The organism is Acinetobacter sp. GW821-FHT01C12, from assembly GCF_059422625.1.
This window is the reverse complement of sequence record NZ_JBWKXD010000011.1, coordinates 23,948-38,357: the sequence shown is the minus strand read 5'-3', so window position 1 is coordinate 38,357 and position 14,410 is coordinate 23,948. Positions and strand designations below refer to the sequence as shown.

Here is a 14,410-nt window from a genome sequence, read left to right as displayed (position 1 = left end):
CTTTATCCTTATTTAATCATTATAATTTGATCAATTTTTCTCTCAGCCCAATTATCGCTATGCCAAAAATAAAACCAGCCAAAGCCATTCTTATAGCGGTTTGTCTTGCCATCATTGCCGCAATCGCATGGTATGTATTAAAGCCTAAAAATACACAACCGCAGTATATAACCTCAGAAGCCACACGTGGTGATATTGAAGATGCAGTTCTTGCAACAGGTGATTTAGAAGCAACCAAGATGGTGAGCGTTGGTGCGCAGGTTTCGGGTCAAGTTAAAAAAATGTACGTCAAGCTGGGTGACCAAGTTAAACAAGGTCAACTGATTGCACAAATTGATTCAGTGCGTCAAAGCAACGATTTAAAAACAGCTGAAGCAAGTATTAAAAATCAACAGGCTCAACTGACAACCAAACAGGCGACTTTAGCCAAAGCTGAGGCAGAATATAACCGCCAAAAAAATATGTTTGCACAAGATGCAACGTCTAAAGCAGATTATGACAGTGCCTTAGCCGCATTTAAAACAGCACAAGCTGATATTGCTTCGATGGATGCACAAATTGAGCAATCTAAACTTACACTTGCAACATCACAAGAAAACTTAGGTTATACCCGTATTGTTGCTCCTATGGATGGTACCGTGGTAGCTATTGTGACCGAAGAAGGTCAAACGGTAAACGCCAACCAAAGTGCACCAACTATTGTGAAACTTGCAAAATTGGACACTATGACCATCAAGGCACAAGTGTCTGAAGCAGATGTCATGAAAGTTCAAGAAGGTCAAAAAGTTTATTTCACTACACTGGGTGATAGTGAGAAAAAACGCTATGCAACACTGCGTCAAGTAGAGCCTGCACCAGAATCAATTAATACTGAAACATCAAGCAATTCATCTTCATCATCAACAAGTACAGCGATTTATTATAATGCCCTATTCGATGTACCAAACGATGACGGTAAACTCCGAATTGATATGACCGCACAGGTGTATATCATTCTGGCTGAAGCCAAAAATGCACTGACTGTTCCTGCTGCGGCATTACAGTCTTCAAACCGCCCACAACGTGCCAATAAATCCGCAAATGGCGCATCTGGTGCAAATTCAACTCGTTCAGCATCTGCACCTCAAGGTCAAGCAAATAAAAATGGACAAAATGCTGCTGATCGCCCAGAACGTCTTGAACTCACAGCAGATGAAAAGACTTTGATTGATCAAGGTAAAGCTTCGGTTTCGATTGTTCGCGTTTTACAGGCGGATGGTAGCGCTCAACGTAAACAAGTTTTAATTGGTTTAAATAACCGTGTAACCGCCCAAGTACTGCGTGGCCTCAATGAAGGTGATCAAGTTGTACTAGCAGATGGTTCAGATACATCCAATGACTCTGCAAAACGAAGTAATAAAAACAGTGGCCCAATGAGACTCTAAGCATGGATCAGAACAATCATCAGATCAAACCTCTACTTGAGGTCAGTAATCTGATTCGTGAGTTCCCTGCGGGTGAATCCACTATTCAGATTTTAAAGAGTATTAACCTTAAAATTTACCCCGGTGAACTGGTTGCTATTGTAGGGCAATCTGGTTCGGGTAAATCGACATTGATGAATATCTTGGGCTGTCTTGATCAACCTACATCAGGCAGTTATCAAGTCAATGGTCGTGAAACAGGTCAACTTGAACCCGATGAACTCGCACAATTACGCCGTGAATATTTTGGCTTTATTTTCCAGCGCTATCACTTACTGGGTGATTTAAATGCCGCAGGAAACGTTGAAGTTCCAGCGATTTATGCTGGTATGGATCCGAGTGTGCGTCAAAAGCGTTCACATGAAATCTTGACTGACTTAGGACTCGGTGAAAAAACTGAAAACCGTCCAAATCAGCTTTCGGGTGGACAACAACAACGTGTTTCAATTGCCCGCGCATTGATGAATGGTGGTGATGTCATCCTTGCGGATGAACCCACTGGTGCACTAGATAAGCACAGTGGTGTTGAGGTTATGCGTATTTTACGTGAGCTCAATGCTAAAGGGCATACCATCATCTTGGTTACCCATGATATGAATGTGGCAAAAAATGCGACACGTATCATTGAAATCAGTGATGGTAACATCATCGCGGATAAGCCAAATGTTCCTGAACATGATGATGAGATTGATGTTGTTGTCGATTCAGAACCTAAGTCGAATCGTAAAAAGTCATCTAAATGGCGTTCTGCATTGGATCGTTTTGCAGAAGCCTTCCGTATGGCCTTGCTGGCAATGAATGCCCACCGTATGCGTACCTTTTTAACCATGCTGGGTATTATTATCGGGATCGCATCTGTGGTTTCGGTGGTGGCTTTAGGTAATGGCTCACAAAAACAGATTCTTGATAACATCAGCAGTTTAGGCACCAATACTATTACCGTCTTTCAGGGACGTGGCTTTGGTGATAACTCGAAAACAGCACAGTTTAAAACCTTGGTTCCAGCAGATGCTGAGGCACTCTCAGAGCAACCGTATGTCGAAGCAGTCAGTCCAACAGTCAATAGTAGCGTAACAGCACGTTTTAAAGACACCGAAGCTTCAGCAACCGTCAATGGTGTCAGTGCGGATTTCTTCTATGTGCGTGGCATGACCTTTAAATCTGGGCAAGCTTTTGATAAAAACAGTATCACTGGGCGAGCGCAGGATGTGGTGATTGATGCCAATACTGAAAAGACTTTCTTTGCAGATGGCACTAACCCTGTAGGTCAAGTGCTGTTATTGGGGAGTGTTCCAAGCCGAATCATTGGTGTGATTGATGCACAGCAAGGCTTTATGGGCAACTCAGACAGTCTCAATGTTTATCTGCCTTATTCAACTGTCATGAGCCGAATGTTAGGACAATCCAATGTTCGTAGCATCATCGTGCGTATTAAAGATGAATATCCAACTGCGGTTGCTGAAAATGCCATTTTAAGTTTGTTGGAACAACGTCATGGCGCACAAGATGTCTTTACTCAAAACTCTGACAGTATTCGTCAAACCATTGAACAGACCACACAAACCATGACTTTACTGGTTTCAGCTATTGCGGTGATTTCATTGGTTGTCGGTGGTATTGGGGTAATGAACATCATGTTGGTGTCTGTGACCGAGCGTACCCAAGAAATCGGTGTGCGTATGGCTGTAGGTGCTCGGCAAAGTGACATTCTGCAACAGTTCCTGATCGAAGCTGTTTTGGTGTGTATTTTGGGCGGTATCTTAGGGGTTCTGCTCTCTTTAGGCATTGGACAGTTGATTGGACATATTGCCAAAGGCAGTTTCCAAATGGCGTATTCAAGCACCTCTATCATTGCGGCATTTGTATGTTCAACCTTGATTGGTGTGGTATTTGGATTTATCCCAGCTCGCAATGCAGCACAGCTCAATCCTGTTGATGCACTTTCGCGTGAATAACCGAAGAATAAGGAAATTATTAATGCAAATGAATTTAAGCAAACTTGCAAGCGCCTTGATTCTTGGGAGTTCATTGGTCGGTTGTGCGGCTGTGGTTAAAACCCCATACGAGGCCCCTGCTGTGCAAATTCCAAATGGTTTTGTTTATGACAATGCAAAATCTAAACAAGTTCAGGCAGATTTATATGCAGATCAGTGGTGGACCTTATTTGGTGATGCTCAGTTAAATCAACTGGTCAATCAAGTGATTCAACGCAATGCTGATTTAGCTGTTGCAGGGATTAACTTACAAACAGCCCGTTTAAGAGCTGGCTTAGCGCGAGACCAACAAGGGCCTCGTATTAGTTCTGGAGTATCTACAGGCCATAGCTTTGACCTTCATTCAGGTGATGATGCTGCCAAAGGTCTATCTCTCAGTGCGGGTGTCAGTTATGAAGTGGATTTGTTTGGAAAATTAGCACGTCAAACGGAAGCATCGAAGTGGGAATCTTTAGCCACTGAACAAGACTTACAAGCCACTGGGCAGACCTTAATTGCCACAACCGCAAATTTATATTGGCAATTGGGTTATTTAAATGAACGCTATAGCTCTGCCCAACAAAGCCTAGCTGCTACTCAAAAAACCTTTGAATTGGTGCGTACTCAATATCGCGCTGGCGCAGTTTCAGGACTAGATTTGACCCAAGCTGAGCAATCGGTACAAAGCCAAAAAGCCAGTTTAAGCCAAATTGAACAGCAACGTGTTGAAACACGTACCGCTTTGGCAGTGTTATTACAAATACCTGTGCAACAGTTAAATATTCAAGAACCACAGCAATTACCGCAGATCAGTCTACCCAATATCTCAGCGGGTTTACCGGCAGATATTTTGTCGCGCCGTCCTGATTTAAAAGCAGCCGAATTGCGTTTACGTGAATCTTTGGCGACCAAAGATGCCACCAAAGCCAGCTATTATCCTTCAATCAGTTTGACGGGGAATTTAGGTTCAACCAGCACATCATTGACAAATTTATTGAAAAATCCTGCACTGACTTTAGGCGCAAGCTTAAGCCTGCCGTTTTTACAATATAATGATATGCAAAAGAATTTAAAGATCAGTGAACTGGACTATGAAAAAGCCATTGTTCAATATCGCAATACCTTGTACCAAGCTTTTGCGGATACTGAAAATGCATTGTCGAATCGTACTGAGCTAGATAAACAAGTCGCCTTTCAACAAAAGAACTTGGAACTTGCGGAAAAAACAGAACGTTTGACCAATGTACGTTATCGTAATGGTGCAATTGCTTTAAAAAATGTTTTGGATGCCCAAGAAACCACACGTAGTGCTCGTTTGTCTTTAGTCCAAGCCAAGCAAAGCCAATACAATGCTTATGTCACTTTGATGCAAGCTTTGGGTGGCAGTCCGATTAAGCAATTACCTTAAGAATGTGTTGAGATAAGAAAGCCCTGAGGGGCTTTTTTATTTGATTATTTTTCCAAATGTATCAAGTTGGTATGTTGTCGAAGCATCAACAACATAGGGGTCTGTAGCATCAACCTGACATTCATTTTCCACATTCTGAGGCCATTTTGGTTGTTTATCAGCACGAATAAATTTGTTCCGAGTATTCCCTAAAATTTTGATCATTGCTCGTGAGTAGAATGATCGAATTTCACTTTGATAATCTAAAGCAACGATTTCTTTACTGGTTTCTAAAGACTCAGGATGTGCTTCGATATTTAGACAATAACTTAACTTTTCAGCGGGTAGGCGATGAATTACACCTGCTACCTTTTTATTAAAATAAAGCTTCTCAGGTCCATTATTCATATATTCTTTGATAAATTCCCATATTTCCAGTGTCTCTTGTTTTTTATTCTTACTGAGTGCAAAGGCAAAGGTATAAACTATCAAATCTTTGTTATCCTTGATAAACGCTTTGACTTCCCAAAAAGTACCCTCATATCCACCAAGTCGACTATTTAAAATAAAGTCAATTTTATTCCAATCACCTATGAATATTTGGCCACTTACATCATAAACATAGACTTTTTGATTTACTCTGTTGAATCGCATTGGATAATAGTTATAGCCTAATTTTTCATACTTTTTAAAATTCTGAAAGCCTTTATAAAAAACATAAAGAATACAAAAAAATAAAATATGCATTGGAGAAAAAACTACTATAAAAGCTAATAAACTTTCATCATCACGAATTACTGTAATATAAAAAAATATAAGCCAAACAATTAAAATAACCGGAACTGCTACAAAAAAAACACCGAGCAAATTAAAATAAGAATTCCCCTTTAAGAAAAAGCTATTATTCACACATTCCATATAGGTAGAATTCATTTTTATAAAATTATAGCTATGAGAAATATTTGATTTATAAGTGGCTCTTTTGGAAAGAATGTTGTCCTTTTCTTTTGGGGTTAGATGTCTATCATTCTTATAAACTGGGTATTGTAAAGTGCCATTTAGCATAGTTAACCTATTAATATAATTAAAGATAGAAGCGCTTACGCGCTTTATCCTTTATCTTTCATCTCAAACATACTAAATTCAAAGTTGTCTTTAAAGCTGATTTCCTCTGGCCGTTGTAGTTCCATTTTATTTTTAAGGATAACCTCTTTATGCCATACAGGTAGAGGCTTTATATTAAGCAATATTCGTCTTGCAATAAAATTACCAAGATCAAAAGGAAAAGAAAATAAAGCAGGAACCCAATTATCATGATAAATAATTCGAAATGATTTCCACGTATCCCGATAACTTTCTTTTGCACCAATGACCTGTTGGCAAAATGTTAATTGCGTAAACGGATCTATTGTTCCATACATCGGATTAGGCTTTGGATACAATTCTTCTGGCCCTTTATGCATAAAATGACATATAAATGACCATAAGCCTTGGGTACGGAATATACCCATCATCGGGAAGCCAATGACAAAAGTATGTTTTAACAGACCACCTTCAACAATATGCGCTCTAAGCTCTCTTAAAGGTGCACCTGAAAGACCAAAGCTATTCCCCATCACATAAACCACATCTTTCCAATCTCGCTCGATATACTCAGCATCAGTTAAATAAAAAAATACTTTGCCTGTTTTTCGGTTAAACAAGATCGGTTTACATATTGGCTTTTTATAATCATATTTAAAGAAAGGATTCAAAAATGCGTATAGTGGTAAAAAGAAGGTAATCAATGCAGAAATAACGACAAATATTGAAAAATAAATAGACTCGTTAGGACCTCCACCAAGTGTAAAATACAAATATAGGATATGAAATATTAATAACAATACAGGAAAACATAAAACTAAAAGACTGATTCCTTTCCCTAACCTTGCATAAGATTGGTCAATAAGCTCAATATAGTCATCATTCATGCTTAAAAAAGACCAGTTATGATTGCGTTTAAATTCATCATAAGGCGTTAAAAGTACATCATTTTCCTCTAATTTTGAAAAAGGTATATTTTCCTTAAATACATCATAACCGAATGAATGCTCTTTAATTTTACTTTTCATATTACTACCGTTTTCAACTGTTCTGTTTGCTCAAAGATATCGCTAAATCTTTTCTTTTCAGTATTGGTCGATAATAAGCATCTTTGTATCCATATTTGAATATTGTTCTCTTTTACAAAATAGGCAATTAAAGAAAAAATAACTCCTATCGCTATTGCAATCCATCCAAATGGATTCAAGGCAAATATAAGATAACTTCCGTAAATAACTGCAACTCCGCTCAATGCTAAGAAAGTACCATAACTTTTTTCTCCACTTCTGACAGCCACATATCCATTATATACGTCAAATCCACCAAAAATTAATCCTGCAAATAATCCAAAACCTCGCCATACCAACCCTTTTACACTGTTTTTATTTGATGTCGTTAATTCAAGAATAAAAGTATTCATTGACTTTAACAGCCGTGATTTTGACGTGATTTTATCACTTGAATTCAACAGTGCACCCACTGCTTCTACAGTCGACATGGTGAGACCAACCACAGCAGCACTTCTGCGACCAACTTTTTCATATTTATTGTCAAAACTTTGACTAAAAACAGTACAAATTGCCCAGCCTTGTAAACCAACAATTGCGACTTTAATCATAAAGAATTTAAAATAATCTGAGCTTGGGCTTGGCTCTATAACATCTTCAGCAATAATGCTGACATTCATCGCGCTTTGTTTTTTTAATAACTCAGCATGCTTTTTTACAGCCTCTCTAAAGTTTTTTGGTAAATTTCTCTCAAACTCAGGATTTACTTCTAAACGTGGCACATCTATATATTTAAGATGCTTATATTTTTCATATAGATAGTACCAGTCACTTTTTTTAATGGCATTGCCCAGACCATTATCTTTTCCGACGATATTCTGATGTGATCTATAATAATTTCGCATTTTCGAGTTGAAATCGCTCAAACTATTAAAAGTAATACGCTCAGACTTGATTTCAGACAAACTAAACATTGAAATCATCAAGGGTTGTAATGGATGAGCAGCTAAAGCATTGGGCGGTGTTATACCTGTAATATTTAAAAAGGCTTTGCTGATATTTGTCAACAATGTAAATTTTAATTCTTCCGTTCGAGCTGTACTTAAAAAGCCATGAAAGGAATTGATGAAATCCCCAAAAGGCTGTGTAGCAAAAGCTCCATTTAAATTAGTCAGTGACCATTTATTAATTTGTTCATTTAACTTTTGACGAAGTCCATTTGAATTTAAAGCAAGAAAATTTAAAAAGTAATTGTTAGGATCTCGCGTGTTGTATAAGTATTGCCCCATGTATTTATTCATTTTTGGACATAATTTGCTACTTTCTAAAACTAGATTGACACACATGCCAAGAGAAACACCATCAACTAAATTATCTTTTTCTTGGTTAAAGAAAAAATGATCCGCAATTATGCTTTCTTTAAGAAACTCTTGACCTATTCCATCCAATTCATCCGCATAGGTTGTCTGCTGTTGCTTTTTCTGCTTAAGCGTGGCTAAACCCGCACTAAATCTATTTGAATCAATATATTGAATATATTTTGTATTCCATTCTTTATTTTTTCCTATTTGTTCTGCTGCTTTTTGCGCTCGCTCCTCAGCATTGAGTTCTTCTGTTGATTTTTTCTCATTCCACCTCTCCTCAAGGAGTTCACCAATAATTGCTCCTTCCCCACCATACATACGAATTTTTTGTTTCGCTTCCTCATTTCTTTTTAATTCTTCATTGGTAAAGTAAGGATAATCATTAATCCCAAAATTATTTTTTAACACTTCTAATGTGTTAACAGTTTTTTCATCATCCGTATAATCTTCGTCACTCATCATTTGATTTGCAACTTGAGCTGAAATATCCATCACTACGCCAACAGGGTCATCAATCGCAAATACAGCTCCAAAAAGTATTCTTGCTTTTGCATCATTTGATAAAGCCTCGGTGAGCTCCTCTTTGCTATGCTCTTTAAGAAATGAATCATTCATATTTGAATCTGCGAATAGCGCATATTCCATGTTATTTAGTTTTACTTGATTAATCTCTCGATTTTCATTCATTATGTATTCAAGTATATCTTTAGGTGTCTTCCCTGACAGATAGGAAAAATACTCTGAATATGAAAATAAATCTTTTGATATATTATTTTTTAATAGACTGTTTTCTAAAATCCCTTCACCTTTTTCACCCGACTTCCATATTGTTATATAATCTGCACAAAAATTCTCAATTCCCGCCTTCATTGGGAATGTGCCTTTTTCGTATTGTCCTGCAATAAATTTTTTTACGTCAAATTTATCCATATATTTTTCGTAAAATTCAGGTGACTTGTTTCTCAGCTTCGTTGCTTTGCTCCATGCGTTTTCAGAATATTTTAAATATACAAAAGAGGCTTCCTTGGGTTTGGGTACAACGATCGTTAAAGCATTTGCTCTATGCTTAATATTCATGCAAGGCTCATCACCCTGCTCCATTAAAACTAAGGGTCTAGATGAGTAATCTTGATCATAATTTGATTCATTAATACGTTTTAAAAAGCCCTTTTCAGAAATTTTATATTCTTGCCATTGGTTTAAGTGTTTTAGGAAAACATATAAAAAACCTTTTCTTAAAGTACTCCCTTTAAAACCATACTGTTCCATTGATGTTTCAGTTTTGTGTTTAGGATAACTATAACTACCCTTTGTGGCTGTTACCCTAATCGTATTCAGAGACTCAACTGGTGCTTCAAGATTATTTTCTGAATCATGACTAGATGTTTCTAAAGCTGACGTGGCTGTTGAAGCTTGCGGACTAGGTGGCTTATAGGAGTTAATAAAATCAAACTTGGTTTCTTCTAAACCCGATAAATATTCTTTGATATCTGATTTTATATCCTCTATTTCATACAATTCACTTTGATTTTCAGCCATATCAAGTGGAATATTTGTACCTGTTGATGAAAATATATAGCGATTCACAAAAATCTTTAAGCCAATATCTCTTTTACAAAAATCACAACTCTTAGAATCCATACATCACCTTATTTTTTAAATTTTCATCATCAATATTTTGTTTTTTAAAAAAATCATCCCACTCAGACGTTGAAAGCTGTTTGCTTGCCTGTTCATAGCCTTTGGGACTTTCTGTTAAACGTTGAAAAAAGTGGGTTTCAAGAAAGCTTTCACCGATTAAATCTGCATGAAAAATGGATGCTACAGTATCATCCTTGGTCAAAATCCCTTTATTTTTTATTAAGTCTGCATAATTAAAAATCTGACTAACTTTTAAAAAGTATGCTGGCAGGTCGTCAGTCTTGAATTTTAACTTTTCAAATACTCTGTTGTTTACACTGATTTTGTCCAATAAATCATGATCAGGCTGTTGAATAAAATCCCCCTCAGATCCAGCGTCAAAGCACAATGTTTCATTTAAGAAATTAAATTCAATATTTTTAAAATATTTATTTATCCATAAAAAATCCTGACTCTCAAAATAATTGAGTAACATCCAAATTTTCGGATCAAAAAACCGATACAAATACTTCTTAGTGCCTACTTCATAGACTAAATTTTGTTTTAAGTGATCAACAATATCAGGTTCTCGAGTTGGAACACTTTTAAACGTCATTAGAAAAAAAGGTGAAAGCCCCGCTTTGATCTGATTTTGATCATGTTGCTTTATTTCATCGACAAGCGAAGCACCGACTGAATTTAAACGCAATAAATACGGAAAAACATGCTGTACATTCTTCGCATAATCAGGTGCTAAAGACTTAAGTTGAGCTTCCACTTCATAAAAATATTGCGCATTTAGATTCGGGTCAATAATGACGTAATCATACTCAATCACCTCTTTTGGATGTATAGGCTCTAATAACATTATGAAAGCTCCACAGAAGCATCACCTTTTGCCGCAGCACCAGAAACACGCATTTCACAAATAGGAAGTTGAGGAATGTCTGAATTAATCTTCGCACCACTGGTAAACTTCTGTTGTCCCGACTTCACCTGAAACAAACCACCTGTAGTTGAAAATACCCCTGAACCATTGATCTTTAATTCAGAACCATCACCAATCAACTTAATCTCTTTCGGACTAATGATATAAACCGCGTCTTCGGTCGAAATGATTTGAATCCCTTTGCGTGCAATCACATCTGCACCACCATCTTGAGCTTGAAGTTCAACTTTACCTTTTCCAGCAAATAACCTTGCCCCTTCCTGTGCCGCAAAAAGACTGATCTTAGCACTGGCATGCCCAATCAAAGCCTTTTGTGTACTTAGGTTGATACTGTCGCCTGCGGTATGACTGATTTGCCCATCTGCTGAAAGATGAATATCTTCGTTACTGGCAAGCGCAATCGAATTAGGTGAAGCCAACATCATCACCGCAGACTTAAATGCATCTGCTTTTTTCGGATCTTGTTGGTCTAGTGTATTGATAAACCCTTTTATTCTTTCCAACACCTCCAAAGGATCAGTTTGCTGGTTCTTGGCAACTTCACTTAAGGCCTTGGAATTATTTAGACTACTTTCTAACTGACTTTTCGCGGCGGTCGCATCGAGATGGTTACCTGAAGCTGAATCTTGGGCATAGGTACTCAGTAGTAGGCCTTGCCCAGCTCGTAACGCTCCCCATTGGTCTGTTCTTAGTTCAAAGCCTTCGCCTCGCCCTTTACTGGTATCAGTTTCTTTAGGATGACTCAGATTACCAAGGTTAAGTTGACTCGTGCCGTGACTGCTTTGTAGCTGGCTGCTGATTTGGTCTGTGGTATCGTCAAATCTCAGTTGGCCATATCCACTGCCTTTAACTTCTCGACTTTTGATCCCTGCCAGTTTTTTTGTATCAGGCAATTGTCCTTTGTCATCAAATTTCGTTGGGCTTCGTTGCGCTTCATGGATACGCCCCACTACAAATGGTCGGTCAATATTACCATCAAAGAAATCTATCACGACAATCTCACCAATCCTCGGTAAGAACCGCGCACCATAGCCTTCACCTGCCCACGGGGTCAGTACATCCACCCAAGCGGAATCGGTGTCGTTGTCATTGCTCCCTGCACCACCATCGTGACTGTGATCTTCATTACGGGTAAATAGGAAGCGAACTTTAATACGTCCCCATTCATCGACATGGATTTCTTCTCCACTTGGCCCAACCACTTTGGCTCGTTGTGGATGGGTACTTGGGCGGTGTTGTAGTGGGTGGTATTCAGGAACAGTGGTGATATTACGGCGTTGTAGCACCAATTGATTGGCTTGACGTTCATCGCTGTTGTTGTCTACTTTATTTGAATTGACCCAGTTACTTTGTTCGAGCAAGCGATTGATTTGCTCATTCAGATCTTTGGGTAAGTTGTTCTGGTTATAGAATGTCTTTGACGTGATCAGAAACTCTTTGTCTGAGCCACTGTGTTGGTCTATTTCTGGGTGTTCGTTTAACTCAAACCAGTAACCTACTTGTGCATCACGTACAGTGGAGTTGGCAACAAATTGTTTGGATTGAGCATCGTAATAATGACTGAGGTTTTGGTTAATCTTTTCAATCTGATTGTTATTTGAAGCAGTTGCTTGATCTTCACCATTCAGGTCTTGAATCCATGCCGGACTGATATGCCAAGCTTGTTCTAAACCGAGACTGGCATTGTTTTGATTTTGACTGTGTTGATGTTTGCTTTGAACACTACCTGCACCCTCTTCTTGCTCTAAAACATCTGCTTGCCAGCGTTGTACGTGGACAGCGGTGGGTTGTAAACTACGTTGCCCGATAAAGCTGGTGATGCTGTCTTGTTGTTCTGTGGCACTGCTGCGATGGAAGCGGATCTTTCTTCGTTCTAGCGCTTTGTATTCGCTGTTATCATCCACCAAACGCAGTTTTTGCGGCTGAATTTGAGTCGCAGAACTAGGTACAATCAATTGTGCTTCATCAATCAACCAGTTGATCCCTTCACTGCGCATCAAGCGGGTTAAAAATGCATAGTCGCTTTCGTTACTCTGCATAATGAATGGTCGGATATCGTAATCTTTTTTCAGTACACTTTTATCGAGGTTTAGACTCGATGCAAAGAGTGGGCTTTTGTCTTGCCATTCTTTAAACAGCGCTTCTATGACTTGAACAACCGACTTATTCATAAACACTCGGCTGTTACGGCGTTTATGCCACAGTGAAGTGGCATCTTCAAGTTTGAGTTTATATAGCGTTAGTGCGCCATCACTTTGCCCTTGTGCGGCCTCAGTAATCACCCCTGTGCTACGAAACAGTTGTCCATGATCTGTGACTTGATCGATGGCCACTTGGCTACCAATGAATTGTTTAAGAGGAATCGTTGCTGAAGTGGCAAGGCAGATCAGTTCAACAGACACGCCTTGGTTCAGACCATGTTGTCCATCGATACGTTGTAAGAAGACTTGAGCAGTCAAATCAGGATTGCTAAATTGGATATGCAAGGCTCGTTTTTGTGCAGTCAATCCAAGGTGTTGCAGAGCCGAAAATATATTGGCAAAATTCATTTTTTTATCAAACTTAAAATAATATTAATATTTATGAATATTTAATCAAAAAAAACGATTGAATCCTAGTTTATTGATCGGTTAATTTTTTAAAATTTGTAAAAAAACCTCAATATTCACGTTTAAATATTGAGATTTATGTTTTGAATTCAACCAGTTAAATAAACTTAACTTTATTCGCTATCCATCATTGATTGGCTCATACCGACCGTATTAAAACCAGCATCGACATACAGAATTTCACCAGTGATCCCATTTGCCCAAGGTGAGCATAGGAATAAGGCCGCATTACCAACGTCTTCAATCGTAACATTACGTTTTAACGGTGCAATTTTTTCATTGGCATCTAACATTTTACGGAAAGATTTAATCCCAGATGCCGCTAAAGTACGGATTGGACCTGCTGAAATTGCATTTACACGAATACCCTCAGCACCTAAGCTTGATGCTAAATAACGTACCCCTGCTTCCAAAGATGCTTTCGCCATACCCATAACATTATAGTTTGGCATAACAGACTCTGAACCTTGGTAAGTTAAAGTCAATAAACAGCCTTGGCGGGCCAACAATAAAGGTTTTGCTGCACGTGCCATAGCAACAAAACTATAAGCACTGATGTCATGGGCAATTTTAAAACCTTCACGATCTGTGACGTCCGTGAAATCACCATCAAGTGTATGCGCAGGTGCAAAGCCGATTGAATGTACAACACCATCCAAACCATCCCAATGCTTTGCTAATTCAGCAAATGCATGGTCAATTTCAGCATCCACAGCAACATCACAAGGGAAAACTAAAGTAGAACCGAATTGTTCTGCAAAATCATCTACACGTTTTTTTAGTTTATCGTTTGGATAAGTAAATGCGAGTTCTGCACCTTCACGATGTAATGCCTGAGCAATACCAAATGCAATGGATAATTTACTTGCAATTCCCGCGATTAAAAAGCGTTTACCTGCCAATAGTCCTTGTGCCATGAAATTCTCACCTGATCAATTTTGTAAGCATAATGCCA

General features: G+C 38.4%; 9 protein-coding genes. 3 read left to right on the top strand and 6 right to left on the bottom strand.

Translation table 11 applies throughout. The annotated features are described in order from the left end of the window. Positions 1 to 59 precede the first annotated feature (59 nt). From AC07WY_RS18370 to AC07WY_RS18360, 3 genes are read left to right on the top strand one after another with little or no spacing between them, the layout of a single operon-like run. Positions 60 to 1,424 (top strand): MacA family efflux pump subunit, encoded by a 1,365-nt coding sequence (locus AC07WY_RS18370; protein WP_494736891.1) that lies wholly within the window; start codon positions 60 to 62, stop codon positions 1,422 to 1,424. 2 nt (positions 1,425 to 1,426) lie between these two features. After that, positions 1,427 to 3,418, top strand: coding sequence for a MacB family efflux pump subunit (locus tag AC07WY_RS18365; protein ID WP_494736890.1), 1,992 nt, complete (start codon positions 1,427 to 1,429; stop codon positions 3,416 to 3,418). Between the two features lie 22 nt (positions 3,419 to 3,440). Then, a complete protein-coding gene (locus tag AC07WY_RS18360) occupies positions 3,441 to 4,844 on the top strand; it encodes an efflux transporter outer membrane subunit (RefSeq protein WP_262087039.1) in 1,404 nt (467 codons plus the stop codon). Between the two features lie 36 nt (positions 4,845 to 4,880). Here the strand turns inward: AC07WY_RS18360 and AC07WY_RS18355 are convergent, their stop codons facing one another. The 6 genes from AC07WY_RS18355 to AC07WY_RS18330 all read right to left on the bottom strand — a co-directional run bounded on the left by AC07WY_RS18355 (position 4,881) and on the right by AC07WY_RS18330 (position 14,372). Next, positions 4,881 to 5,888, bottom strand: coding sequence for a DUF6708 domain-containing protein (locus AC07WY_RS18355; protein ID WP_494736889.1), 1,008 nt, complete (start codon positions 5,886 to 5,888; stop codon positions 4,881 to 4,883). Positions 5,889 to 5,932: 44 nt separating this feature from the next. Continuing rightward, on the bottom strand, positions 5,933 to 6,934 hold the full coding sequence (locus AC07WY_RS18350; RefSeq protein ID WP_494736888.1) for a DUF6708 domain-containing protein: 1,002 nt from the start codon (positions 6,932 to 6,934) through the stop codon (positions 5,933 to 5,935). Continuing rightward, a complete protein-coding gene (locus AC07WY_RS18345; RefSeq protein WP_494736887.1) occupies positions 6,931 to 9,918 on the bottom strand; it encodes a T6SS effector BTH_I2691 family protein in 2,988 nt (995 codons plus the stop codon). Before AC07WY_RS18345 ends, AC07WY_RS18350 begins: the two co-directional genes overlap by 4 nt. Further along, positions 9,908 to 10,765: a hypothetical protein gene (locus AC07WY_RS18340; protein WP_494736886.1), complete on the bottom strand. Its 858-nt coding sequence runs from the start codon at positions 10,763 to 10,765 to the stop codon at positions 9,908 to 9,910. The genes AC07WY_RS18345 and AC07WY_RS18340 overlap by 11 nt, the downstream gene beginning before the upstream one ends. Beyond that, positions 10,765 to 13,395 carry a type VI secretion system Vgr family protein gene (locus tag AC07WY_RS18335; RefSeq protein WP_494736885.1) on the bottom strand — a complete coding sequence of 877 codons (2,631 nt, stop codon included), beginning with the start codon at positions 13,393 to 13,395 and terminating at the stop codon, positions 10,765 to 10,767. Before AC07WY_RS18335 ends, AC07WY_RS18340 begins: the two co-directional genes overlap by 1 nt. A 173-nt stretch (positions 13,396 to 13,568) precedes the next feature. Then, positions 13,569 to 14,372 (bottom strand): enoyl-ACP reductase FabI, encoded by an 804-nt coding sequence (locus tag AC07WY_RS18330; RefSeq protein WP_004725837.1) that lies wholly within the window; start codon positions 14,370 to 14,372, stop codon positions 13,569 to 13,571. Positions 14,373 to 14,410 lie beyond the last annotated feature (38 nt).

Coding starts and splice junctions, on each gene's coding strand:
- AC07WY_RS18355 (WP_494736889.1), bottom strand. CDS start 5,888: ATGCTAAATGGCACTTTACAATACCCAGTTTATAAGAATGATAGACAT.
- AC07WY_RS18345 (WP_494736887.1), bottom strand. CDS start 9,918: ATGGATTCTAAGAGTTGTGATTTTTGTAAAAGAGATATTGGCTTAAAG.
- AC07WY_RS18360 (WP_262087039.1), top strand. CDS start 3,441: ATGCAAATGAATTTAAGCAAACTTGCAAGCGCCTTGATTCTTGGGAGT.
- AC07WY_RS18350 (WP_494736888.1), bottom strand. CDS start 6,934: ATGAAAAGTAAAATTAAAGAGCATTCATTCGGTTATGATGTATTTAAG.
- AC07WY_RS18370 (WP_494736891.1), top strand. CDS start 60: ATGCCAAAAATAAAACCAGCCAAAGCCATTCTTATAGCGGTTTGTCTT.
- AC07WY_RS18335 (WP_494736885.1), bottom strand. CDS start 13,395: ATGAATTTTGCCAATATATTTTCGGCTCTGCAACACCTTGGATTGACT.
- AC07WY_RS18330 (WP_004725837.1), bottom strand. CDS start 14,372: ATGGCACAAGGACTATTGGCAGGTAAACGCTTTTTAATCGCGGGAATT.
- AC07WY_RS18340 (WP_494736886.1), bottom strand. CDS start 10,765: ATGTTATTAGAGCCTATACATCCAAAAGAGGTGATTGAGTATGATTAC.
- AC07WY_RS18365 (WP_494736890.1), top strand. CDS start 1,427: ATGGATCAGAACAATCATCAGATCAAACCTCTACTTGAGGTCAGTAAT.